Annotated in this window: 20 protein-coding genes and 1 pseudogene; 11 read left to right on the forward strand and 10 right to left on the reverse strand. The window is 41.9% G+C overall.

Annotated elements, in window-relative coordinates:
* Window positions 1-516: 516 nt before the first annotated feature.
* Both NSTC745_RS03495 and rpsT read right to left on the reverse strand, forming a co-directional pair.
* Window positions 517-1,302 (reverse strand): TatD family hydrolase, encoded by a 786-nt coding sequence (locus NSTC745_RS03495; protein ID WP_445635909.1) that lies wholly within the window; start codon window positions 1,300-1,302, stop codon window positions 517-519.
* A gap of 138 nt (window positions 1,303-1,440) precedes the next feature.
* Complete coding sequence (gene rpsT / locus NSTC745_RS03500) at window positions 1,441-1,737, reverse strand: 30S ribosomal protein S20 (RefSeq protein ID WP_445635910.1); 297 nt, start codon at window positions 1,735-1,737, stop codon at window positions 1,441-1,443.
* A gap of 767 nt (window positions 1,738-2,504) precedes the next feature.
* Between rpsT and hisD the strand changes: the two genes are divergently transcribed.
* The 3 genes from hisD (at window position 2,505) to NSTC745_RS03515 (ending at window position 5,122) form a co-directional block, all read left to right on the forward strand.
* Window positions 2,505-3,806, forward strand: coding sequence for a histidinol dehydrogenase (hisD, locus tag NSTC745_RS03505; RefSeq protein ID WP_096536469.1), 1,302 nt, complete (start codon window positions 2,505-2,507; stop codon window positions 3,804-3,806).
* Between the two features lie 565 nt (window positions 3,807-4,371).
* A complete protein-coding gene (locus tag NSTC745_RS03510) occupies window positions 4,372-4,797 on the forward strand; it encodes a universal stress protein (protein WP_445635911.1) in 426 nt (141 codons plus the stop codon).
* Between the two features lie 52 nt (window positions 4,798-4,849).
* Entirely contained in the window at window positions 4,850-5,122 is a 273-nt protein-coding gene (locus tag NSTC745_RS03515; protein ID WP_445638519.1) for a Uma2 family endonuclease, read from the forward strand.
* An 88-nt stretch (window positions 5,123-5,210) separates the two neighbouring features.
* Here the strand turns inward: NSTC745_RS03515 and NSTC745_RS03520 are convergent, their stop codons facing one another.
* A complete protein-coding gene (locus tag NSTC745_RS03520; RefSeq protein ID WP_445635912.1) occupies window positions 5,211-5,597 on the reverse strand; it encodes a hypothetical protein in 387 nt (128 codons plus the stop codon).
* Between the two features lie 208 nt (window positions 5,598-5,805).
* Here NSTC745_RS03520 and hslO point away from each other — a divergent pair, with 208 nt between their 5' ends.
* Window positions 5,806-6,711, forward strand: coding sequence for an Hsp33 family molecular chaperone HslO (gene hslO, locus NSTC745_RS03525; protein ID WP_445635913.1), 906 nt, complete (start codon window positions 5,806-5,808; stop codon window positions 6,709-6,711).
* A gap of 153 nt (window positions 6,712-6,864) precedes the next feature.
* The gene (locus NSTC745_RS03530) at window positions 6,865-8,928 is read left to right on the forward strand and encodes a chromosome segregation ATPase (RefSeq protein WP_445635914.1); all 2,064 of its coding nucleotides are present in this window, start codon (window positions 6,865-6,867) and stop codon (window positions 8,926-8,928) included.
* A gap of 211 nt (window positions 8,929-9,139) precedes the next feature.
* Here the strand turns inward: NSTC745_RS03530 and NSTC745_RS03535 are convergent, their stop codons facing one another.
* Complete coding sequence (locus NSTC745_RS03535; RefSeq protein ID WP_445635915.1) at window positions 9,140-10,018, reverse strand: NAD(P)-dependent oxidoreductase; 879 nt, start codon at window positions 10,016-10,018, stop codon at window positions 9,140-9,142.
* Window positions 10,019-10,118: 100 nt separating this feature from the next.
* On the opposite strand from NSTC745_RS03535, the gene NSTC745_RS03540 reads away from it, so the two are divergent.
* Entirely contained in the window at window positions 10,119-10,244 is a 126-nt protein-coding gene (locus tag NSTC745_RS03540) for a hypothetical protein (protein WP_445638783.1), read from the forward strand.
* A 176-nt stretch (window positions 10,245-10,420) separates the two neighbouring features.
* On the opposite strand, the gene NSTC745_RS03545 is transcribed toward NSTC745_RS03540, so the two are convergent.
* The 6 genes from NSTC745_RS03545 to NSTC745_RS03570 form a co-directional block, all read right to left on the reverse strand.
* The gene (locus NSTC745_RS03545; RefSeq protein WP_445635916.1) at window positions 10,421-11,629 is read right to left on the reverse strand and encodes a class I SAM-dependent methyltransferase; all 1,209 of its coding nucleotides are present in this window, start codon (window positions 11,627-11,629) and stop codon (window positions 10,421-10,423) included.
* Window positions 11,630-11,745: 116 nt separating this feature from the next.
* On the reverse strand, window positions 11,746-12,534 hold the full coding sequence (locus NSTC745_RS03550; RefSeq protein WP_445635917.1) for an OST-HTH/LOTUS domain-containing protein: 789 nt from the start codon (window positions 12,532-12,534) through the stop codon (window positions 11,746-11,748).
* Between the two features lie 102 nt (window positions 12,535-12,636).
* Window positions 12,637-13,026 carry a VOC family protein gene (locus NSTC745_RS03555; protein ID WP_445635918.1) on the reverse strand — a complete coding sequence of 130 codons (390 nt, stop codon included), beginning with the start codon at window positions 13,024-13,026 and terminating at the stop codon, window positions 12,637-12,639.
* Window positions 13,027-13,108: 82 nt separating this feature from the next.
* Entirely contained in the window at window positions 13,109-13,645 is a 537-nt protein-coding gene (locus tag NSTC745_RS03560) for a GAF domain-containing protein (RefSeq protein ID WP_445635919.1), read from the reverse strand.
* 672 nt (window positions 13,646-14,317) lie between these two features.
* Complete coding sequence (locus tag NSTC745_RS03565) at window positions 14,318-15,502, reverse strand: photosynthetic/respiratory NAD(P)H-quinone oxidoreductase subunit H (protein ID WP_445635920.1); 1,185 nt, start codon at window positions 15,500-15,502, stop codon at window positions 14,318-14,320.
* A 330-nt stretch (window positions 15,503-15,832) separates the two neighbouring features.
* Window positions 15,833-15,973, reverse strand: coding sequence for a hypothetical protein (locus NSTC745_RS03570; protein ID WP_445635921.1), 141 nt, complete (start codon window positions 15,971-15,973; stop codon window positions 15,833-15,835).
* Between the two features lie 233 nt (window positions 15,974-16,206).
* Here NSTC745_RS03570 and NSTC745_RS03575 point away from each other — a divergent pair.
* From NSTC745_RS03575 to NSTC745_RS03595, 5 genes and pseudogenes are all read left to right on the forward strand, one after another.
* A pseudogene (locus NSTC745_RS03575) lies at window positions 16,207-17,940 on the forward strand (M48 family metalloprotease).
* Between the two features lie 413 nt (window positions 17,941-18,353).
* A complete protein-coding gene (gene rsmH / locus NSTC745_RS03580; protein WP_445638520.1) occupies window positions 18,354-19,241 on the forward strand; it encodes a 16S rRNA (cytosine(1402)-N(4))-methyltransferase RsmH in 888 nt (295 codons plus the stop codon).
* 106 nt (window positions 19,242-19,347) lie between these two features.
* Complete coding sequence (locus NSTC745_RS03585; RefSeq protein ID WP_445635922.1) at window positions 19,348-19,803, forward strand: hypothetical protein; 456 nt, start codon at window positions 19,348-19,350, stop codon at window positions 19,801-19,803.
* A gap of 140 nt (window positions 19,804-19,943) precedes the next feature.
* Complete coding sequence (locus tag NSTC745_RS03590; RefSeq protein ID WP_445635923.1) at window positions 19,944-20,939, forward strand: endonuclease/exonuclease/phosphatase family protein; 996 nt, start codon at window positions 19,944-19,946, stop codon at window positions 20,937-20,939.
* 279 nt (window positions 20,940-21,218) lie between these two features.
* A complete protein-coding gene (locus NSTC745_RS03595) occupies window positions 21,219-22,553 on the forward strand; it encodes a lamin tail domain-containing protein (RefSeq protein ID WP_445635924.1) in 1,335 nt (444 codons plus the stop codon).
* Window positions 22,554-23,031 lie beyond the last annotated feature (478 nt).

The following is a 23,031-nucleotide window of genomic DNA, read 5'->3' on the forward strand; positions in this document are numbered from 1 at the left end:
TAAAAATATATTCCTCAATTCGATTTACTTCCCTCACTTCCCCTCCAAAAAGCGCGTTAATTTGCTTACGCGGCTCTACAGGTGTGGTTTAAGGTTTAAATCCACCCCGCTATTTATACCCTCAGTGATATCCTAGATATCCTAAGTTTGAGGAAACTATCCGCATTTTGTCGGCTTGGAATCAGAATCACTTTATTTTGCTGGATTGTAATCACAAGGCAATTTCATTTAACGATTTTGTATAGGTAAATACACAGCAAGCCGATTTTGTGCATAATTATGGCTCAACCTGAGTTGGTACGGTCAGTCATGTGTCGAGAGCATCCGCTTGTAGAGATTTGGAGGATGGCCAAGCCGAATAACAGCACGGTAAATTAGACTTAGAAGTTTTAACTTCCTTCCTTTATCATTATGACGCAAGCAAAATGTTTTGGAGGGAACGATCTTAGCATATTTTTGTCCTCCGAGAGTTTTATTTGTTTGTAAGCAATTGAATAAAATAGACTAAAGAACACTTTATATCGACAAACGAAATAATTTACAGGCATTGTCGGTAGTAGCTTGCGCGATCGCTTCCACAGTTTCCTGACGCAGTTTCGCCACTTGCTCTGCTACATAACGAACGTAAGCAGGTTCGTTGCGCTTCTCGCCACGTTTCGGCACTGGAGCTAAAAAAGGACAATCTGTTTCAATCAATAGCCGATCGCTACTTACCATCGCTGCTGAGGATTGGATATTTTTAGCGTTTTTGAAAGTTACTGTGCCGCTAAAGCTGATGTAAAACCCCAAGTCTAAAAACCATTGGGTTTCTTCTGGGGTTCCTCCCCAACAATGCATGACGCCGCGCACTGTTTCTCCTTTTAGCGATCGCCATTTTTGCAATACTTCTCTGGTTTGGGCAGCAGCATCGCGGCAGTGGATAATCGCTGGTAAATCCAGTTCAGATGCGATCGCTAACTGCGATTCAAACACCATGTACTGTTGCTGATAGTTATCAGCTTTGTAAAAATCCAGTCCTATTTCCCCAATTGCCACCACATTCGAGTCCGAACTCGCCAAAGATTTGATTTCATCGGCTGTGTCGCTATTCCATCTTTCAGCATCTAAAGGATGCAATCCCACAGCAAAGCTGATTTCCGGAAACTCACGCGCTATGGACTGAATGCTGGAAAACTCCTCCGGGTGAACGCAGGAATGAACTAAACGTACTACACCTGCTTCCTGCCACCGCGATCGCACTGCTGCTAAATCTGGCTGGAAATTCTCAAAGTTGAGATGGACGTGGGTGTCTATCAATTGCATCGTTTGTCCTTCGTCATTTGTTGGTTGTCATTTGTCAGTTGTCCCCTCTTACAAAGTTCTGAGCGCCGGCTTCCGCCGATCGGACTTTGCGCTTTGTCCTTTGCTAATGACAAATGACCAATGACAAATGACCAATGACTACTCAGCTGTTTGTGTAAGAGGTTTTAGTCTGCCTGCCAATTTGGACTTTTTCCTTGCCCCGTTATTTGGATGAAGCACGCCCCGTTTTACAGCTTTATCGATTTTGCTGTAAGCCTCAGATAACTTAGACTGTACTTCTTGCTTTAATTCTGGGGTAGGATTAGCTGCATAGACAGTTACAGCATTAAGATATTTCTTCATCAGTGTCTTCACAGATGATTTGTAAGCTTTATTACGCAGTCGGTTGCGTTCTGCGATTTCGGCACGCTTGAGAGCAGACTTTGTATTCGCCACAGTCAATTCCAGAAACTAATATTAATATGTACACACACTACTAGATTTACTAATATAGCATTCAAATTACCAATGTTAGAATTTCCTAAAAAAATTATGCCATTGGCTACTAGAGAAATATAAGTCCAGGTGCACAGGCATTATAGAAGCGAATAACAACTCGTCAGCCAACATCCAACGCTCCCAACAATCAATGACTAAATTAAGTGTGCCGCCAATTAAGTAAATACGTTAAAATAAACTCTATGAGTAAAATAGTCACCCTAACTCACCACCCGATGGAGCAGTGTGATTGCCAATGCCATCTGTCCTTAAAGCAGACAGACCATCGAAGGTGAAGAACTGTAATATAGCTAAATTTCAGGACTTTCCAGTATAGAACCGATGTTTCGTGTCTGTACACATGTTAACTACTAAAAGTTAGGAAAATAAGTAAAAGTTAGTTATAGTCAGACCCTACCCTCTATAAATACAAGGGATTGGATGTGGAACCACACAACCTTTAGGTTTTTTAAGAGATAGGGTAAGGGTATAAGGATAGTGGGAAATGGCACGTCCCCTTCCTACCGATGGCCAACTCAGGCAGATTCGGCTCGGCAATCAAGTTGCCTTTTCAAGTAAACCATGTGCTGGCAACCTTAGGAGTATCAAAAAAATCCAGGTTAAGCTAGAGAAGAGAATTAGAGCGAGCTTCCACACCTAGTGGGTGAAAAGCTTTTACTAAATCTCAGGTGGCAATATTATAATTTTGGCATTGTCCTTACTCCATGCTGCGAATTATTACTCAGCAGGCAGACGTTAGAGCAGAACTACAACGGATCTGCGAACGCACCCATGACGAGCAGGTGCCCAACAAAGAAGCAACGGTGCGGGAAGTTTTGCAAGCAGTCAAGCGCCAAGGCGACAAAGCTGTACTGCATTACACCGCCGAATTTGACAAACAAACCCTCAAGCCAGAAGAACTCCGCGTTACAGGCTCCGAAATGGATGCAGCCTATCAACAGGTGTCAAAGGAGTTGATGGGGGCGATTCGGCTAGCTTGCCGCCAAATTGAAGCATTTCATCGTCAGCGAGTCCCGAAAAGCTGGGTACACTTTGGCGATGATGAAGTAGTACTAGGCAAACGCTATACCCCAGTAGATCGAGCGGGGTTGTATGTACCTGGCGGTCGCGCTGCCTATCCCAGTACAGTGCTGATGAACGCAATTCCGGCTCATGTTGCTGCTGTACCTCGCATAGTGATGGTAACGCCACCAGGCCCAGGAGGTGCAATAAACCCAGCAGTTTTGGTAGCTGCTCAAGAAGCTGGGGTACAAGAAATTTATCGCGTTGGCGGGGCACAAGCGATCGCCGCTTTAGCCTATGGTACAGAAACAATTCCCAAAGTGAATGTGATTACCGGGCCTGGTAACATTTATGTCACCCTAGCGAAAAAACTTGTTTACGGCACGGTTGGTATTGATTCTTTGGCAGGCCCTAGCGAAGTGCTGGTGATTGCCGATGAAACCGCCAATCCAGTGCATGTAGCTGCTGATTTATTGGCCCAAGCCGAACACGATCCGATGGCGGCAGCGATTTTGCTGACGACGGATGCTGCTTTGGCAAAAAACGTGCAGGTAGCTTTGGAAAGACAGCTAGTGGATCATCCACGGCGAATAGACACAGAAAAAGCGATCGCTCACTACGGCTTGATTATCGTTGTGGAATCTTTGACAGCAGCAGCAGAACTCTCTAACGAATTTGCCCCCGAACACTTAGAATTAGAAGTCAAAGATCCTTGGGCACTCCTACCACAGATTCGCCATGCTGGAGCAATCTTTTTAGGTTACTCGACACCAGAAGCAGTAGGGGACTATTTAGCAGGCCCTAACCATACCTTGCCCACTTCTGGTGCTGCTCGATATGCTTCAGCATTAGGGGTTGAAACTTTCCTCAAACACTCTAGTATTATTCAATATTCCCAAACCGCACTGGAAAATATGGCTAGTGCCATTGATGTGCTAGCAACAGCAGAAGGCTTACCTTCCCATGCTGATTCAGTGCGACGCCGAATTAAGTTAGAAGAGTGATTGGGAATGCTTAATTTTTTCTGAGCTTCCAACTAAAACTTTGGGCAGCGATACCTACGGTGAGCTACGCTAAGGCACAACATTAGCTACCCTGCCTCTCATTGCTGATGGCAGTTGCCGCAAAAGTTGGGCTTTAGCGATCGCCAGTTCCTGAGGAAAGGTTGTCACTGAAACTAAATTGTTAGATAAAACTAGACAATGATGAATGTTTTGTCTTGGACAAAACTTGTTAAACTTGTGATAACGCAAAAACCAAGCGAAAAAATTAAGGTTTGAGAAGCTGTACAAAACTTTTCAGAGTAGTCCTGCCTGTTGTATGGTAATCGACAAAACCAGAGATTTTAATAGGACTGAAAATAACGGATTAAAGTAGCAAAGTTTCTCAATCCAAACATACAACCTGAAACGGCATAAGTTCTATGCAATTTTAAGCCTGGGGACTTGTGAGTGACAACACTGCTAACATCAAGCAGGATGCAATCAACAGAAAGTTAAACAGAGTTCAAACACTGCTTAACTCCGCCCAAGTGTTGTAGAACGGTTTACTCTTTAGGAGACGATAGGGGTGCTAAATACTGTTTTGGTAGCTCTGGACGGTTCGGAAATTGCAGAACGAGTAATCCAGACTTTAGATGATTTGGCTTTTTCCGAAGACGCCAGGGTTATTCTTTGCCATGTATTTCCCACGCCAGAGTCAGAGATCGAACTCCCTGCCGATCGCCCTCAGTCAGAGTCCCCAACATTTTCTTATTTTCATATTGAAAAACAACTTCAATCTTATCAGGAAAAATTATCAGTTAAAAGCGATTTAGAACTAGTAACAGGCGATCCTGCTGAAGAGATTATTCGCCTTGCCAACATATACAAAACTGAATTGATCGTAATTGGCAGTCGTGGATTGATGGGAATGAAGCGAATAGTTCAGGGTTCTGTTAGCAGTCAAGTTGTGGAAGAAGCTAATTGTTCAGTGTTAGTCATAAAACCAAGGTAAAAATTCGCAATCGGTGTCTCAGTAGCGAGAGTTACCAAATCTAGAGGCAATTATTGAACTCAACGAACCACCTCCATTATTAGTGGTGGAAGTTGTCAGTGAATCAACAAAGACCGTAGATTATCGAGCCAAGCGAGTTGAGTATAACGTTCTAAATATTCCAGAATATTCGATTGTCGATCCATTAACAAACAAAGTGACTGTCTTGACATTAATTGAAAAATTATACGAACCAGTAGAGTTTGTTGATAGTCAATGTATTGAGTCTAAAATTTTTTCAGAGTTAAAATTAACAGCCCAACAGGTGCTATTTGCTGAAGATTAAGTGCGATCGGTAATCATTGCCTACAAATTAAGATTGTGGACTGGGGACTAGGTAAGAAAGAATTAATACCCAATCACCAATCCCTAATTCAACGTCTTTGAGTTGCTAAAAACTGACGCAAACTCAACAAACTTAAGGTTTGACCCAAATTCAAGGGCAAAACTGAAACTCCTTCCAAGCGGGACTGCACCCAACCTTCTCCCCAGTACCATTCGTGAAAGCCGTCAATGCCTCCAGATAGCAGCAAACGGAGGCAATTGGATTTGACAACATCCACATGATGATGAATGGGAACAGGCCCAGTCCAGGTAGTAAATTCAAATCCAGGAAGCAATTGTTCTGGCATTCCTGGCGCAAAGCGTTGCCCCAGAAGCCATTTTGCAAGTTGCGCTGGATGCACTAGACTGTCATGAATTGCATCTGTTGGTGCTTCGATTTCGATTCGCAGTTGGCTTTGTTGAAAATTACCCAGCATTTTTCCAGGATTACCTAAAGTTGAGACATCGCTATTTCTAATTTAGTCATTAGTCATTGGGCATTGGTCATTAGTCATTAGCCATTAGTTTTTTCTTTCCTTGCTACCTTGCCCAATGCCCAATGCCCCATGCCCCACTAAGTTACTTTTGTACCAACACAGAACTTAGAATAGAAAGGTGGACTTGTTAAGAAATGTAAGGTTATTCATGGCGGATCAGTTAATTCGTGCAACAGCAGCCGAAGGTGGGATTCGTGCGGTAGGCGTAATCACCACACGTTTAACAGAAGAAGCACGGGGGCGGCATAAACTTTCCTATGTAGCAACAGCAGCACTAGGACGGACTATGGCGGCGGGTTTATTGATGGCTTCTAGCATGAAGCGAACTGGGTCGAGGATCAATGTCAGAATCAAGGGCGATGGGCCTTTGGGTGGCGTATTGGTAGATGCAGGTCTAGATGGTACAGTACGCGGATATGTGGCGAATCCATCTGTGGAATTACCTCCCAATGCCAAAGGTAAGCTAGATGTTGGCGGTGCAGTGGGTAACGGCTTCCTTTATGTTGTCCGGGATGTCGGTTATGGTTACCCTTACTCTAGTACTGTAGAACTAGTTTCTGGGGAAATTGGCGATGATGTCGCTCATTATCTAGTGAATTCCGAGCAAACTCCTTCTGCTTTGGTTTTGGGTGTGTTTGTGGGGGCAGCTGGAGTAACGGCTGCTGGAGGATTACTGGTACAAGTGTTACCCAAAGCAGCAAGAGATGAAGCTTTAGTAGAAAAGCTAGAAGCACGGGTGGCTGCTTTAGCAGGTTTTACGCCATTGCTGCAAGCTGGGAAAACTTTACCTGAAATATTTAACGACTTGCTGGGAGATATGGGGCTAGTAATCTTTCCCGAAAGGCAGATGCTCCGCTTCCACTGCGGTTGTTCTTTCGATCGCGTTTTGGGGGCACTGAAAATTTTGGGAGAAGCGGAACTCCAAGATATGATTATTAAAGATGATGGTGCCGAAGCAACTTGCGATTTTTGCGGCAACGTTTATCAAGCAAGTAGCGACCATTTAGCTCAGCTAATTGCCGATTTGCAAGCTGAATCTACTATTTCAGGATAAAGTATAAAACACCACTGAAGTTTAAGAGTTTTAATGGTATCTGTGGAGAGAGATAATCGAAAAAGTAGCTTTTTAATTATGAGAAAGTTACTATGGCAACAATGGAATTATCGATTTAAAACAGAAAGCTATTCAATTATTTTGGTGTGAGAGATGACAGAGCGGGATATTCCAGACAGTTGGTCAGGAGCCAGAGCAAGAGAGCCAGATCAAAAAACCAGATTATCCCGAACAGAGCAATTCGGTGAAAAACCACTTGATGTCCCAGGTACTGGTTCTAGCTCTAAGTCAGTGAAGCGGCGAAAAAAAAACAATTCCGCTGGCAAAGATAGTCATTCACAAGAAACTACCCAAGCCAGTAAAATTCCTCGGAAATTGCCACGCTGGATGAGAAGTTGGATATTCTGGTCGTTACTGCTAACTTTGATTCCTGGTAGCGTGGCATTCTTAGCAACGGCAATGCTGCTGAAGTTACCAGCTGCCCCTAATTGCCCATCGATTTTCTGGCCTCTAGCTAGTGCCTCGGTGCGCTTGCACTGCGCTCAATTGGCGGCTTCTAAAAATACGGTGAATGACCTGCTGCAAGCGATCGCTCTGGTGAATGAATTACCAGAAAATCACCCGTTACATGCAGAAATTAATCGTTTTACAGAAGAATGGTCGCGGGATATTTTACAGTTAGCCGATGCGAGTTTTCAATCAGGGAATTTAGAAGAAGCGATCGCTACTGCTCGTAAGATACCGGAAGATCTCGCGGCTTATAAATTAGTAGACGAGCAAATTGACAAATGGCAAACAACTTGGTCGAAGGCAGAAAGCATTTACAACAATGCGATCGCCGAAGTCCGGGAACGCCGCTGGCAATCGGCGTTCATGCTCAGTGCCAGAATGTTACGCATAGACAATCAATACTGGACGAGTACTAAGTACGACCAATTGAATAAACTCATCGCCACAGCCCGCGAAGATGGCGATAGGTTAGGAAAAGCCGAAATTTTAGCCAGAAGCCAAGTTGTTGATAATTTACTAGAAGCTATCAAGCTAGCCGAGTCCATCGGTCAAGAAAGTTACCTTTACCAAAAAGCTCAGGAGGCGATTCCGGCATTTGGACGTAAAATGTTGGAGTTGGCACAAGCGAAGTTAGATAAGCGAGATGCCGATGAAGCACTCGATATTGCTAGGCAAATTCCCGAAAGTGCCAAGCTACAAGCCGAAACAGATGACTTTATCGCCATAGCTGACGCTAAAAGAAGTGCTTGGTTAGGTAATATTTCTGGTTTAGAAGCTGCGATCGCCCAAGCACAACAAATCGATCCTTCAAGACCAGTATATGAGGAAGCACAGCAGTTAATTGCTCGTTGGCAGTTGGAAATTGAAGATGTTGCCCATCTGGAAAAAGCCAGAGTATTGGCTAGCCAAGGAACAGTTAATAATTTAACAGCAGCGATCGCTCAAGTGCAACTCATCCCTGCTAGTAACCCTAGAGGCACAGAAGCGAGGGAAGAAATGAGTCGTTGGCGTGCCCAAGTAGAGACAATCGAAGACCAACCTTACTTGGAACGTGCCGAACAGATAGCGATATTTGATGATATTAACTCATTACAAGCTGCGATCGACCAAGCTAGCCAAATCCGTAGAGGGCGTGCATTATACCCAGAAGCACGTAGAAAAATTGGCACTTGGGTAGCAAAAATCCAGCGAATCGAAGACCAACCTTACTTAGATCGAGCAAGAGAACTGGCTTTAAGTGGAAATTTACCCGCCGCTATTAGCGCAGCTGGGCAAATTGCATCTTCAGGAAGGGCACTTGCTGGCGAAGCCCAAGCTTCTATTGATGATTGGCAAGGGCAAATTCGCACCAAAGAAACCTGGAGACAAGCCCAGGAAACTGCGGCGGCTGCTACGCCAGAAGCCTTGGTTGAGGCAATACGGTTAGCAGATCGGGTTTCAAATAATAGCATCTTACGTATGGATGCCAATCTCGCTATTGACCAATGGAGTCAGCAATTATTAGACATAGCACGTACTCAAGGTCAGTCCGATATTTCCAGAGGCATTCAGATTGCCAAGTCCATTCCCCGCGGTAGTGCGGCTTACAATGCTGCACAAGACCAAATTAGAACTTGGCAGGAATTTCTCAATCCTCCTCGACCAGAACCTTCGCCGCCACCAGAGTCTCCAGAAACGTCGCCATCAACGACTACTATTGGTCAATGATTGTTCATAGCAGGGAACAGGCAATGGGCAATAGGCAATAGGTTTGGAAGCCTCTTGAGTTCAGAAACACTTTCTCAAGGAATATTAGGGAGTGGGGAGATGGGGAAGTGTGGGGAGTATGGGGAGAAAGGGGGAAAGATTTCTTCCCACACCTCCCACACCTCCCACCCCTCCCACACCTTTTGCTTGCCCCATGCCCAATTTTTAATACTCAATCACCGATCGCCTCTCCCCATTCTTTAATCACAGCAAATAATGATGAATAATCATCATCAGCAAATGACATTTTCGCAGCCGTTTGCAGGATTTGTCGCACTCCTTTAATGCTGCTGAGATCTAAACTCAAAGATTTTGCTTCCGAGATAAACAATTCTGTATCTTTGAGTAAGTGTTTTGTGGGGAAATTGGGATTGGCAAAATTGCCATCCAACATCCGTTGTAGCTTTTTGTCAAAGGTAGGTGCATAAAGTGAACTGTCGCGTAAGATTTGCATAAACACATCCACATCGACGCCTTGACGTTGGACAAAAGCGAGACTCAGAGCAAAGCTAGTTGTTAGGGAAGCTATTAGTTGATTGAGTGCCAATTTCAGCCCTGCCGCAGTTCCCACAGGGCCGACAAGTAAAGGTTCTGTCCCAAAATTTTGCAGTAACTTCAAGTGACGTTGATATTGTTCTGGCTCTGCGCCTACCATAACAATTAACTTGCCAGCTTTTGCTTCGGGGATGCTTCCTAACACGGGGGCTTCTATATACTCACCGCCACCTCCAACTACTGCATCTCTAATTTCTCGGCTTTCAGTGGAAGTAATTGTTCCCATTTGAATAATGGTGCGCCCTTTCAGAGTTTGCCAAGCCGTATCTGAAAGCAACACATTATAAATGGCCGGGGCATTAGTAAGCATGAGGATTACGCACTCAGCAGCACGAATGGCGTGGCGAGGATGTGTGGCAATTTCAGCCCCAGCTGCTTGTAGTGGTGCTAGTTTTTCTGGGGTGCGATTATAGGCAACTAGCTGTATATCTGCGGCTAATAACCTTTGAGCCATTGGTAGTCCCATCAGTCCAGTTCCCAGAAATGCCACCTTCATTTTTACGTTCCTTTTGGTACAGCGTAGGCCTAGTTCTTCGTCAAATTTGCGTGTCTATTGTGACATCTTGCAGTAATTAAGCGATCGCAATTTTATTTGGATGGACATTGCCTTATTTTGTATTGGCAATGCCTACCCAGTTATCGATAATAGTGCAAAATCACAGTATTATCAGTTATTGGTAAACAGCGATCGCTTCACCCACCAGCGGCAAAAGTCACCATAATCAAAACTGAAAGCAAAATACCTGGGGTAAGTAGTGTTACTAGCATTAATAGGTCATGGGCTGACATAATTGTTACTTTCCAATTGTGTTTAACTTTACAGTAATTACTGCTATGCTAGTCCAAATAAAACTAATACTGCATTCTTAAATAGAGTTTTAACTTTTCAAATTTAGGTTTACTCTGGCACGGTCAATCCTTTTAGTGGTTGAGAAATTTCTGTTTTTTGGAGATTTTTGCTCTGAATTAAGACTCCAAAACCACCCAACCCAGTGGGATCTAAAAGCTGATGTAGTGCTTGGCGTCGCTGTAGTAATTGCGAGAGGGGTTGCTTTTGATAGGAAATAGCAGCAATTCGTTCCCCTAATCCCAGCGCCATCAAAAATAATCCTTGCTGGATAAAACCAACGTTTTTTAAACCGCAGCGATCGCCCCAACGTTCCAAAGCTGTAAAGTCAACATGGGCAGTGATATCTTGTTGTCCCACATTAATATAAGGGTTGTCATGGAAACGGTGTTGGTAATAGCACTGTAGCGTTCCTTGCGATCGCCTGGGATTATAGTAACGAGTAGCAGGGTAGCCATAATCAATTGTTAGCACATAGCCGCGCTGCAAGCGGTCTGCTACTATACTCAACCAGGAAAGAGCGGCTAAATTGATTTCGCTGCGGTAACCATCTGGGTATGCACCTGAGGTTAAATCGATTCCCACTAAGTCGAAATACTCGGCTAGTTGAGGCGTGGAGGGTTCTGCTGCGACTTCGATAAATGATGGTAATGGGGCATAGGGCATGGGGGATGGGGCATTAATTTCTTTTTCATCCCTATTTGTTGTCACGTAAATTTCTCGTAGTTCCCCGCTTTCTAGGGTGAATTGATGGACTGGGAAGGCATCGATTAACTCATTAGAAAAAAAACAGCCAGCGATCGCATTTGATGGGATATCCTTTAGATTGCACCAACGCACGGGCAAATCTTGTAAGCGTTGTTGTTGTTCTTGCCTTAAAGTTGGCGACTTTTCAACAATTACATACTCCAAGGCAGTAAAAAAATCTGGGTATTGTAGCTGGTAATACTTAAGGATATGTAATGCCAACAGTCCTTGACCTGCTCCCATTTCTACTAGAGAAAACGGGACAGGCCGCCCTAAAATTTCCCACATTTGCAAAAATTGTTCTGCAAGTAATTCGCCAAAGTCAGGGCTGAGGTTGGGAGAGGTGAAAAAATCACCACCTTGAAAGCCAATTTTCACAGCATCGCTGGAATAGTAGCCGTGTTCGGGGTGGTATAGCGCCATATCCATGAATTCGGCGAAAGTAATTCGCTGTTGCGGACTGGTGGTAATATGATGAGCGATCGCTGCACACAGCAAAGGATTAGAATTCATAGAATTTTACATTGGTAACTAGAGAAAATAAATACTCGCCAGCAACACAATCATCAGCAAAACAATTAATTTAACTGAAGCGTGAAAATTTAAATGTTATTTATTACAGCTATTGGTTAGTGCGTAAGTTTACTTTTATATAAAATCAGCACGTGATTTTTATTCTCAGTAATTTCAAATAAACCTGATGCTTTCAAAACACCTTTTAGTGTCTTAATTCCATACTTCTTCGGCGTACAGTCAGGGTCTTGGCTCTTAATAAATTTACCCGCTGTTGCTAGCGAAGTCATACCACCTATTTTCTCTGTGTTGCTTTCAGCTAAACGCAGTAGTTTTACAATTTTTGTATTCTCCCATGCTGTTTCAGAGGGATTATTTAGATTTATATACTCAACGCCAGAAGAAATAATATCTGTCTTAAATTTGTTGTATAAAAGTTCGATATTTGGGTTAGACTCAGCATAATTTTCTCGAAGAAAGACAACCACACTAAATACAAATAGTGTTATGTCTTTATAGAATAAATTTGCTTTTTGGTACTGCGATTCTAGATCAGTAATGCAAGTTCTACATCCTTCTTGGGTGCTTAATATATTCAAACCTTCCGATCCACCAAAATGATGAACTAATTTGTTCCGTTCGGCAACTATCTCTCTTAATTCATCAGCAAAGTAATCAGGGTCATAATCCACAGACTCAATATAGGTATTTATTAAATTCCCTAAAGTCTTTGACGTGGCTGTTTTTCTGTACTTCCAAAAGCTATCGATGCCCTTTGCACTACCATCTGAGTGTATATATGGGAGAAGCACTTTCAAGCCTTTCTCAATTTGCTGAAAAACCAACATATTTCGTCCTATTTTTTTTAGGACTTTATTCACTAACTCTGGAAGCTCACTTTTCATTGTCGTGTTAGCCTGCTAGCTAAACGTGTCTAGAGGGTACGGCAATTATAACTTTGCTTGTTTGATGCCCTAATCAAAGAAACTCCAAGGTAGCGATCGCTACTACCCACTCACCAAGGAAACCAGCACGCCATTGAGGTCGCGGACGCGGGCTACTGTTTGTCCCCAAGGTTGGGTTTTCGGGGGATCTAGTGGTTTTGCTCCTGCTCCTATGGCTTTCATGTAAGCGCCACCAACATCAGGAGTGATGAATGAGATTTGAATTAATGCTCGCGGTTGTGTGGCGTCGTTGTGATGAAAACCGCCGGGAAATAATTTCTGTGCTTCGCTAGTGGAGGAGAAAGCCAATGTGGTGTTTCCGGTTTCGATTTCAGCCCAGACAAAGTGTCCGCGATCCTGGAGGGTGCGACGAACCAGACCAAATGCTTTTTCGTAAAACTCAACGGTCTTAACTACATCGTCTACCCAGATTACCGTGTAACCAAATCTCACAGTTTTTTCTCCTTATTTAGAGAATCAGTGCTGGTGAATATCTTTGCTACTTAAACTGTATGCCATTTGAATGCACAGTAGCTTAACTTTCGAGAATATTATGGTCTGCTGCTAGAGCTTGCGCTGCTGTTTGCATCATTTCCATATTTGATTGTGACCAATGATGAGGCCCTTGGCAGTGATGTGCTACTAACAATCCCCATAATCCTCTAGGTATCAAAATTGGTACAACTAGGTTGGCGCGAACTTGCATACTGCGAAGAAAATCTCTGTGACAAGACTCCATTGGTTCTAATTCAATATCAGCGATCGCTCTTGTCCGTCCTGCCAAATATAAAGCAGCATACTCGTCGTTAAAACAATTATCTGGCCCTGTGGAACCAAGTATTGAAAATTCTGGAGAACTCAAAGATTCAAAAGTTACCTGCCCTTGCCACTGCCCGTAAAAATAATACAAAACAACGCGATCGACCTGAAGGGATTCTCTGAGTTGATTTGTTGTTTGCCGCACTAACTCATCCCGCTGTATGCTTCTAACAAGGCGAGTGAGCAATTTTTCCAAACCCTGTTCGCGGCGATCGCGGCTCTGGTGAGATTCTGAGTGACGATGAATTTGCACGGCTTTAAAATTACGACTAAGTAAATACTGTCGGATTTATATAGTAATTTATCAGACCTCTACTTAAATATATCCTTGAATTTATCCCAGGAATTTAATTTTAACGGTAGATAATCCTAGTGAAGCGTTAGAGATAATTCAAAAAAAGATTAATAATTTACATTTTGTAATTATACAGCAACAAAAATTTTGAATCATAAATTTAAAATTAAAATTTTTGGCACTTTCCAATAATATATTTAATTTTTCTATAATTTGAGGCAATAAATATACTTCAAGTTGTAATGTAAAAATTCAATTTGTATTCATAGTTACAGACAGTCACTGGTAAATACGATCGAGAATCTTGACAAGCTTTAGATAGATGCGATTTTTATTTGTCAGGTATATTTGCTGATTATTTTATGAAAATGCCTGTTTACTTTCTCAAAATAGTGAAATGATTTCTTAAAATGAGGTTTAACTTATTCAAAATGCCATTTGACTTTCTCATTTTTAGTCAACTTAGAACCAGTTTGTCCCAATACGGTTGAGTTAAGCCTGAAAAATAAATTTGCGTAAATCCTGTTTTTATGTAGTAGCGAATTCTACTTTCCTAAGAATCCTACTAAAAAAATAGAGCAGTTGCACCAAGATGCAACTGCTCTTTTAAAGTTCTTAGATAGATCTTTTCTACCTATCCACAGAACCCATAATCACGTCAATACTGCCGAGAATCACCACGATATCGGCAACTTTCATCCCCCGCAGTAAATGTGGGAGAATCTGGAGGTTGTTGAAATCAGCAGGACGAATCTTCCAGCGTGCAGGGAAGACGTTATCATCGCCTACTAAATAAATTCCGAGTTCGCCTTTGCCGCTTTCTACACGGGCGTAGATTTCACCCTTGGGAATTTTGAAGGTGGGGGAAACTTTTTTACCAATGTACTGATAATCAAAAGCGTCCCACTCGGATTTTTTACCTGCGGCTAAACGCTTGGCTTCGAGATTTTCGTAAGGGCCGCCAGGAAGTCCTTTAATTGCTTGGCGAATAATCTTCACAGATTCGCGCATTTCCCGCATCCGCACTACGTAACGGGCAAAGCAATCACCAGCAGTTTCCCATTGTACGTCCCAATCGAAGTCGTCGTAGCATTCGTAATGGTCAACTTTCCGCAAATCCCATTTCACGCCGGATGCGCGTAACATTGGGCCAGAAAGTCCCCAGTTAATTGCTTCTTCACGGGTGATAGTGCCGATACCTTCAACACGCCGCCGGAAAATGGGGTTATCGGTTACCAAGCGTTCGTATTCATCAATTTTGGGTATTAAATAATCGCAGAATTCGAGACACTTATCTACCCAGCCATAAGGCAAATCAACTGCCACGCCACCAACGCGGAAGTAGTTATTATTCACCATCCGGTAACCTGTGGCGGCTTCCCACAGATCGTAAATCATCTCCCGTTCCCGGAATTGGTAAAAGAAGGGAGTTTGAGCGCCAACGTCAGCGAGGAAGGGGCCAAACCACAGCAAGTGATTGGCGATGCGGTTCAACTCCAGCATGATGACGCGGATATAACTAGCGCGTTTGGGGACAGCTACACCTGCTAGCTTTTCCGGCGCGTTGACGGTGACGGCTTCGTTGAACATTCCCGCAGCGTAGTCCCAGCGACTAACATAGGGGACGTACATAACGTTAGTGCGGTTCTCAGCAATTTTTTCCATTCCCCGGTGGAGGTAGCCAATGACTGGTTCGCAGTCAACGACATCCTCGCCGTCCAAGGTGACAATTAGCCGCAGAACCCCGTGCATTGAGGGGTGGTGTGGCCCCATATTTAGCACCATCGGTTCAGTGCGGGTTTCTATTCTGGTCATAGATTTAGTGTTCTCCCGTTGTGACAATTTTGAATCGAACCGCTAAGATGCCAACTAGACCCAATTTATGTTGTCTGTCAGTGATTGAAGCGGGGTTGGGGAGATGCAAGGACGCGGAGAATCAAAATTTTCCCATGTCCTGACATCAGCCCAAACCTGTCAATTTCTATTTGACAGTCTTTTAGAGGCAATACTTTTAGAGAAACTGCTCTACATGTATTGCCCATACAGGGGTAGGTTTGAGAAGGGGCGACAGAGGAGGGATTTTACTTGATGTTTCATTTTGTTGCACTTCTTCAACTATTATATGGAAGCTCGATATGCACTTAATTAAGCCGCCAGAATTTTTTCATCTGATGGTGCTGGGATAATGGGGATACGGAGAATAATGCGATCGCTAATTACTCCACAAGATGTAGTAAAAGAAGATGCCTCTTTATCAACAATGGCAAGTAACTTCTGAGTTTTCACGTAAGCTATAAAGATATTGTGTCAGCTATATTACAGTTTTATCAGGCTGATACATATCTATGAGCTTCACCCAAGAGCGTTTTGATAGCCTAATTCAGAAGTTAGAAGTGTTTGCCAATAAACAACCGCGTCTTTATAAATTGCAAGTTGCTTTTTTGGCTACTTTGGGCTACGTATATATATTTTTGGTTTTAGCTGTAACTTTGGCTTTGCTGGTAGGTATTGTCTTTTTGATGCTGAACGCTCATTCAGCTCGTGCCTCATCTATAAAAGCTATTTTGTTTTTAGTGGCGTTAGCATTTGTGTTATTGCGATCGCTTTGGATTTCTTTTCCCCCACCTACAGGTTTACCACTGTACCCTAAAGATGTACCCAATCTCTATTCTCTAACTAACGAAATCTCATCGAAGCTACAAGCTCCACGATTTCACCACATCTTACTGACGAATGATTTTAATGCAGGGGTTGTCCAAAGACCGCGCTTAGGTTTGCTGGGATGGCAGCAAAATTATTTAATTTTGGGTCTACCGCTAATGCTAGCACTGTCACCCGAACAATTTCGTGCTGTCTTAGCCCACGAACTGGGACATTTATCAGGAAATCACAGTCGTTTTCATGGTTGGATTTATCCCCAACGTGAAACTTGGTATCACATTATTAAAGGCCTACGATCGAGTGGAAATGAAGTATCGTGGTTAATTTTTGAGCGTTTTTTGACATAGTATGCTCCGTTTTTTAATGCCTATTCTTTTGTTTTGGCACGGATGAACGAATATGAAGCAGATAGATGTGCTGCTGACTTAACTGGAGAAGAAAATACTGCGGAAACTTTAATAAATGTTGAGGTCAAAGCTAGATTTATCGAAAGATATTTTTGGTCTGGAATCTATAAACAAGTAGAGACAGAGATTGAACCGCCAAAAATGACTTATACAGCTATGAAACAGGCTTTAAGCCAGAGGCTTCATCAGGAAATCACAAGTATTTATTTAATGGAAGCTTTAACGCAGAAAACTAACAATGCGGATACTCATCCTTGTCTGGCAGATAGGCTAAAAGCATTGAAATATATCTCCAATGCTCAGGAAGAAGCTATATTTCCAGCGGTTGAAACGAGCGCAGCCCAAAAAATTTTAGATATAAATTTAGAAAACTTTATTGAGTATCTTAGTCAAGCTTGGCGAGAAGAAATAGCAGCACCTTGGCGACAAAAATATATCGAGCGTCAAAATTCATTAGCTACATTAAAAGATTTAAATAATAAATTAAAGAAGCAACAGCTAACTCCAGAAGGAGCTACCGAAAGAGCATTTTTGACATTTAATTTTGAAGGTGAAGAAGCAGCCATACCACTATTAAAAGAGATTATTCATCTCGAGCCTCGCCATACCTCAGCTAATTATTTACTAGGACAAATATTAATAAAACAACAGAATGCAGCCGGAATAGAATATATTGAAAAGGCTATAGCAGAAGACTCATATCTAGTTCTAGAAGGTTACAAGATAATTTACTTTTTTCTTCAAAAACAAGGAAAAGTAAATGAGGCTAAATCTTATCTCCAACGTGCCGAAAATTATTATGATTTAATTTGCAAAGCGCGTCAAGAGCGTTCTGATTTAAGAGAAAAGGATGAATTTGAACCTCATAATATCTCAGATATAGAGGTAAACAAAGTTCGGGAACAGTTATCATGTTACCCACATATCTTAAGTGCTTACTTGTGTAAAAAAAATTTGCAATATTTTCCTGAAAAACCACTTTATGTACTAGCAGTGAAGCGAGAATTTAGTTGGTTGGAGGGTAACCATGAAGCCGATAACTCTAAACTGGCGAACAGCTTGTTACAGGAAATTGAAATACCCGGTAATATATTCATTTTTATTTTAAATAGCCATTTAAATATGGAGAAAAAATTAAAACAGATACCAAATTCGATGATTTACAATAAAAAAGGTAAAAAATAGTACATTTGTATTTGCGTAGACTACAGTAGGGGCGCACAGCTGTCATTGGTGTCAACATTAAGCTACAAGCTATATACAGCAGGCGTTGTACAAATCCGTCGCGCCCTCATCCCCTAACCCCTTCTCCCTCAGGGAGAAGGGGAATTAAATCTCTTGCTCCCCTCTCCCTGCGGGAGAGAGGCTGGGGGTGAGGGCCAAATCTTGCCACAAGCGGGTTTCACGTTAAGTTGACACCAATGCACAGCTGTAAAGCCCCTACAATGATTTGATTTTCAAGCATGTATATGTATTCAATTCAATTGAATACCGCTATCTCTTCCAGGTTCAAAAACTATTTTTTTACTACGAACATACAAAGACACAAGGAAAGAATACATAATTAAAGTTCATCTGTGGTTTTTGCCCTAAGTCTCATGAATGGTCAGCTAGCGATTGAAGAACCGATATTTTCCCATCTACCTGTGTTACCGCAGGAGGTTATCGCAGGTTTAGCGGTATCTCCAGGAGGTTATTATCTTGATACTACGGTAGGCGGTGGCGGTCACAGTCGCTTAATTTTAGAAGCTGCTGCGGATGTGCGGGTAACAGCAATTGACCAAGATGAGGATGCTTTGGCTGCGGCGCAGAAAAACTTAGCTGAATTTAACGATCGCGTACAATTCATTCATAGCAATTTTGCTGGCTACAAGTTTACCGCTAACACTTTCGATGGTATCCTCGCGGATTTAGGGGTGAGTTCTTACCATTTAGACCAGCCAGAAAGGGGTTTTAGTTTTCGCCAAGCTGGGAATTTGGATATGCGAATGGATCGCGGGCGATCGCTAACTGCTGCTGATGTAATTAATAATTGGGATGAAGCCGAATTAGCAAATATTTTCTTTAACTACGGTGAAGAGAGATTATCGCGGCGCATTGCTAGGCGTATCATCGAACGGCGTCCGTTTCACACCACTGTTGAGTTAGCTGAAGCGATCGCCGGTTGTGTTCCCCCCAAATACCGTTATGGTAGAATTCACCCGGCTACCCGTGTTTTTCAAGCTCTGCGAATTGCCGTCAATGATGAGCTAAAATCTTTAGAAACTTTTTTAGATAAAGCACCAAACGCCCTTGTCCCTGGCGGCAAAATTGCGATTATCAGTTTTCACAGCCTAGAAGACCGTTTGGTGAAACATGGTTTGAGGAATTCACCTTTATTAAAAGTGTTGACAAAAAAACCAATTACTGCAGCCGAAGAGGAAATTAGTAAGAATCCGCGATCGCGATCGGCTAAGTTGAGGATAGCCGAAAGGAAAGAGGAGTAAGTATATACTAAGCCCTATACTTTAGCAAAATTAGAGTACTTGAATTTATCTGGAATCGCCGAGTATGGTGATGGAGTTTTGTTTGTAGTTCAACTCAAGTACTCTAATGATTGCGACGGGTTTTGATGAGGGCGATCGCGTGGTTCTGACTGAAAAAGCAGAATTCCCTAATGAGCATGGCAAAGTAATTGCTCGTGTAACTGGTAATTTTGATACTCAAAAACAATACGAAGTACAGTTAGATAATGGTCGTAACGTAAAAATTTCAGGTGGATTTTTAATAGATGAAAGCTCAGTCCTAGATGAAAATGTCGAGATAAAAAATTTTATAGAACTGATAACATCGCGACTACCAAAAAATAAGGTAGAAGAATTAGAGATTAATTTGAAACATTTACGAGAATGTCTCAAGTATAAAAATAAATCAAGATTCGACCAACAATACAATTACATCTTAGAAGAATTGAAAATTGCAATTGAAAATAAATTTATAACAGAAGAATTGAGAAAATCTATAACTATCAGCTTGGACAAATTAAAATATTGGTTAAAAAATCATTAAATATTAATTATGCAAAGCAAGGTAACTAGATAAATATTTAAACTTAGTAAATATTCATCATAAAAAAATAACCTTGCTATAAGATGTCTGTGTACAAATAAACTCAATACCAAGATTTATCTATTATATTTGGAGCAAGTATGGCTACATTTAAGGTCATGACTTGGAATGTAGAGAATTTATTCTCTTTAGGTGATAATTTTAGCCCTAAAACAGAAGCAGAATATACAGAAAAATTGAATAGCTTAGCTAGTATAATTGTGACTCTCGATCCTGATGTGTTAGCTGTTCAAGAAGTTGGAGATCTGAAGGCATTTACAGAATTGTTAGCGCTGTTAGAAGGGCGCTATCCTCATACATGTTTATCTGCATTTCCAGACCCTCGCGGAATTAGAGTTGGGTTTTTTTCAAAAATAGCGATCGCTGAACAGGAAGATATCATAAATTTTCCTGAAGGTGGCTTCTCCAAAGTGATTAGTCAAGACACAGAGGGAAATTTAACTGAAGTTAACCGCATGGGTCGGGGTGCTTTGCGAATTCTTGTCAAACCTCAAGAAAATATTTCTATTCATATCATCAATGCACACTTTAAGTCTAAACTGCTAACTTTTCCTTCAACAAACGATAATCCCCGTTTTGCTCCCAAAGATGAAAATGAGCGAAGTCTAGTTGCTGGATTAGCACTTATAAAACGAACAGCAGAAGCAGTTGCATTGCGTGTCAAAGCAAATGATTTACTAGAAAATAATGCCAACCAAGGTCTGATTGTTCTAGGAGATTTAAATGATGTACCATCTGCTGCGACTACTCAGATTCTTCAAGGGCCGGGTGGTAGCGAGATTGGTACGCGCGGCTTTAATTTGTTAGACAAGGGAGATGATACCAGACTATTTAATCTAGCTCCTTTGATTGATGAAAAAAGACGGTACTCGCGTATTTTTCAGAACAACAAGGAGTTAATAGATCATATTTTTGTTAGTCAAGAATTGTTTCCTGGTCAACCACGCAATTTACCACAAGTAGACAGCTATATCGATGCTATGGATGGTTTACCTTCTGTTAGTGATGACCCAAACTTAAGGCGAGGAAAACCTGGATCTGACCACGCACCAATAATTGCAGTTTTTGATTTATAAATATGCAAATAAAATGCATATTTATGCTTAAACATTTCATTTATAATTGTTCATTTATACAAATGAACATTCTTTGATGGTAAATAGACTTGGGTATAAGGGCACAGCACTGCTGTGCCCCTACGACAGATGTTGTTTTTCAATCATCCATATTTGGTATTTTCTATCAATGTGTAAGTCCTAGATATGTTTTAGCTAAATTCAATTCTGTTGAGAGAAATGAAAGCTTGAAGCTAAGTTTTTACTGTCAAAAAGCAAGAAATTAGGAGTAGTAATAAGATGGCTGCCGATCCAACTATTTACAATAAAATATGGGAAGCGGATACTAACCGCTTTTCGGTAAGTGTACGTGATACCGAGGGAAATTGGGTTGATCCAGATGCCGATATCTTACTCGACCATCAAGTGAAAGCAGCAGGAGATAAATGGACTGATTTGGCAGTTCGCCCTCTGTTCAATAAGGTTAAAGATGAACGTTTTGCAGAAGGCACTTACGCAACATTAATTCAATTATTCGACAATTATTTGGTGAATTACCGCGACCCGGAAGAGTTTACAGAACAGGAAAATGATGAAATTAATACATTTCTTGACCTGTTACTAGATACTCAACCGATGAAAATTGCTTATGATTATATCGTTAATGGTCTTAGAAAACCGATCTCAAAAGATGAGTTTCGCAAAGATATAAATCAAATCTGGTTTGAACCATTCACCAATTATTTTGGGAATGATATTGTCAAGTACTGCTCTGGATTTGAGCATGTATTTGTTGGCGAGGGCCAATTTAATCCACGGGGTGGCCCAAGTTGGGGAGAGATTAGTGGTTATCACAACTGGGTGAAGTTTTATTTAGATGAAGCCAAGGGACGAGTCAATTTTCTCGGCACTCAGTATAAGTTACCTGGGATTTCTGAGGTGCAAAATCCCCACGTAGTAACGCTACAAATGACCTGGATATTGAGTAATATGGCTGGTGACCCTGTTGCCCAGATTTTTAAGGAACGGGGAGGCTTCTTTGTCGGTACTAGTCCGGAATGTGAGTTCGCTTTGGGCACTGTAGCTTACTACGAATCAGTTCAAAATTTGACTACAAATGAACGGCGGACTGTAACTATTCAAGGCGGAAATTATAACTTAGTGATTTACCGCGAGACAACTAAGGAAAAAGAGCGGGGCAAACACATACGCTCATTTTATCCAGAATTCCGGGGTGGCGGAGACTTTGAGCCTTTGCCGCGTCCTGGTAGCGGGCCTATCTCCCGTCCGCTTGAAGATGTACAAATGCAAAGCGGGCCAGTAGTTGTGGCCGCAGCACTCCCAAATCCAGAAAGATCGGAATCGGAGGAATGGGTGGAGTTAAAAAATATATCCTCAACACCAGTTGTGTTAGATGGGTGGTTCCTCACAGATAAAGCCGGTCGGCGGCGGATATTGGAGGGAACATTAGCACCTGATGAGCAAAAACAATTTCTTGTGCGGACAAATAGTCCTCTGTCTATGCAACTCGGTAATTCTGGCGGTCAGATTGCACTTTATCAACCAGATGGCGAAATGATTGCTTCAGTATTTTATAAAAAAGCTGCGGAGGGGAAAGTTATCAAGTTTATATAAGAAAGAATTGAGAATTTAGAATTCAGAATGAATTGGAGTCCTATAGGAATCCGATTTGATTTTTGAAAAAATCTAAGTAGATGTAGGGTGTGTTATGGCGTAGCCTAACGCACCCAACTATTAGGCGGTGCAATAGCTTTGGCGTAACTAAAGAATCCAGAATTCAGTATTAATTGGAGTTTGAGTGTCGATTTTTAGAGATTCTAGCACAGTAAATGTGTGCCCTAAGCTGTATTTTTCACCAGTAAAAACTGCTGCATTTGCGAGAATTTTTTCAAAAAAAATTATAGTAATTCTCTAAAATTCGGCAACAGATTCAAACTTCCAACCGAGATAAAATGTGAATTTCACAAACTGCGTAGCTTGCTTACTGCCTTCCGGGATTGCGAATTGGTATTAACCAATTAAAAAAACCGCCACTATATTAACTAGGACGGTTTGGTTAAGCAATCGGAGGGTAATTACAGATTACTTTGCT

The sequence above is a fragment of the Nostoc sp. DSM 114161 genome (genome assembly GCF_052692665.1).

Excerpts from the sequence above, each read along its gene's own strand:
- NSTC745_RS03495 (WP_445635909.1), bottom strand. The coding sequence starts at position 1,302 with ATGCAATTGATAGACACCCACGTCCATCTCAACTTTGAGAATTTCCAG.
- hisD (WP_096536469.1), top strand. The coding sequence starts at position 2,505 with ATGCTGCGAATTATTACTCAGCAGGCAGACGTTAGAGCAGAACTACAA.
- NSTC745_RS03520 (WP_445635912.1), bottom strand. The coding sequence starts at position 5,597 with ATGCTGGGTAATTTTCAACAAAGCCAACTGCGAATCGAAATCGAAGCA.
- hslO (WP_445635913.1), top strand. The coding sequence starts at position 5,806 with ATGGCGGATCAGTTAATTCGTGCAACAGCAGCCGAAGGTGGGATTCGT.
- NSTC745_RS03530 (WP_445635914.1), top strand. The coding sequence starts at position 6,865 with ATGACAGAGCGGGATATTCCAGACAGTTGGTCAGGAGCCAGAGCAAGA.
- NSTC745_RS03535 (WP_445635915.1), bottom strand. The coding sequence starts at position 10,018 with ATGAAGGTGGCATTTCTGGGAACTGGACTGATGGGACTACCAATGGCT.
- NSTC745_RS03540 (WP_445638783.1), top strand. The coding sequence starts at position 10,119 with ATGGACATTGCCTTATTTTGTATTGGCAATGCCTACCCAGTTATCGAT.
- NSTC745_RS03545 (WP_445635916.1), bottom strand. The coding sequence starts at position 11,629 with ATGAATTCTAATCCTTTGCTGTGTGCAGCGATCGCTCATCATATTACC.
- NSTC745_RS03550 (WP_445635917.1), bottom strand. The coding sequence starts at position 12,534 with ATGAAAAGTGAGCTTCCAGAGTTAGTGAATAAAGTCCTAAAAAAAATA.
- NSTC745_RS03565 (WP_445635920.1), bottom strand. The coding sequence starts at position 15,502 with ATGACCAGAATAGAAACCCGCACTGAACCGATGGTGCTAAATATGGGG.
- rsmH (WP_445638520.1), top strand. The coding sequence starts at position 18,354 with ATGAATGGTCAGCTAGCGATTGAAGAACCGATATTTTCCCATCTACCT.
- NSTC745_RS03585 (WP_445635922.1), top strand. The coding sequence starts at position 19,348 with ATGATTGCGACGGGTTTTGATGAGGGCGATCGCGTGGTTCTGACTGAA.
- NSTC745_RS03590 (WP_445635923.1), top strand. The coding sequence starts at position 19,944 with ATGGCTACATTTAAGGTCATGACTTGGAATGTAGAGAATTTATTCTCT.
- NSTC745_RS03595 (WP_445635924.1), top strand. The coding sequence starts at position 21,219 with ATGGCTGCCGATCCAACTATTTACAATAAAATATGGGAAGCGGATACT.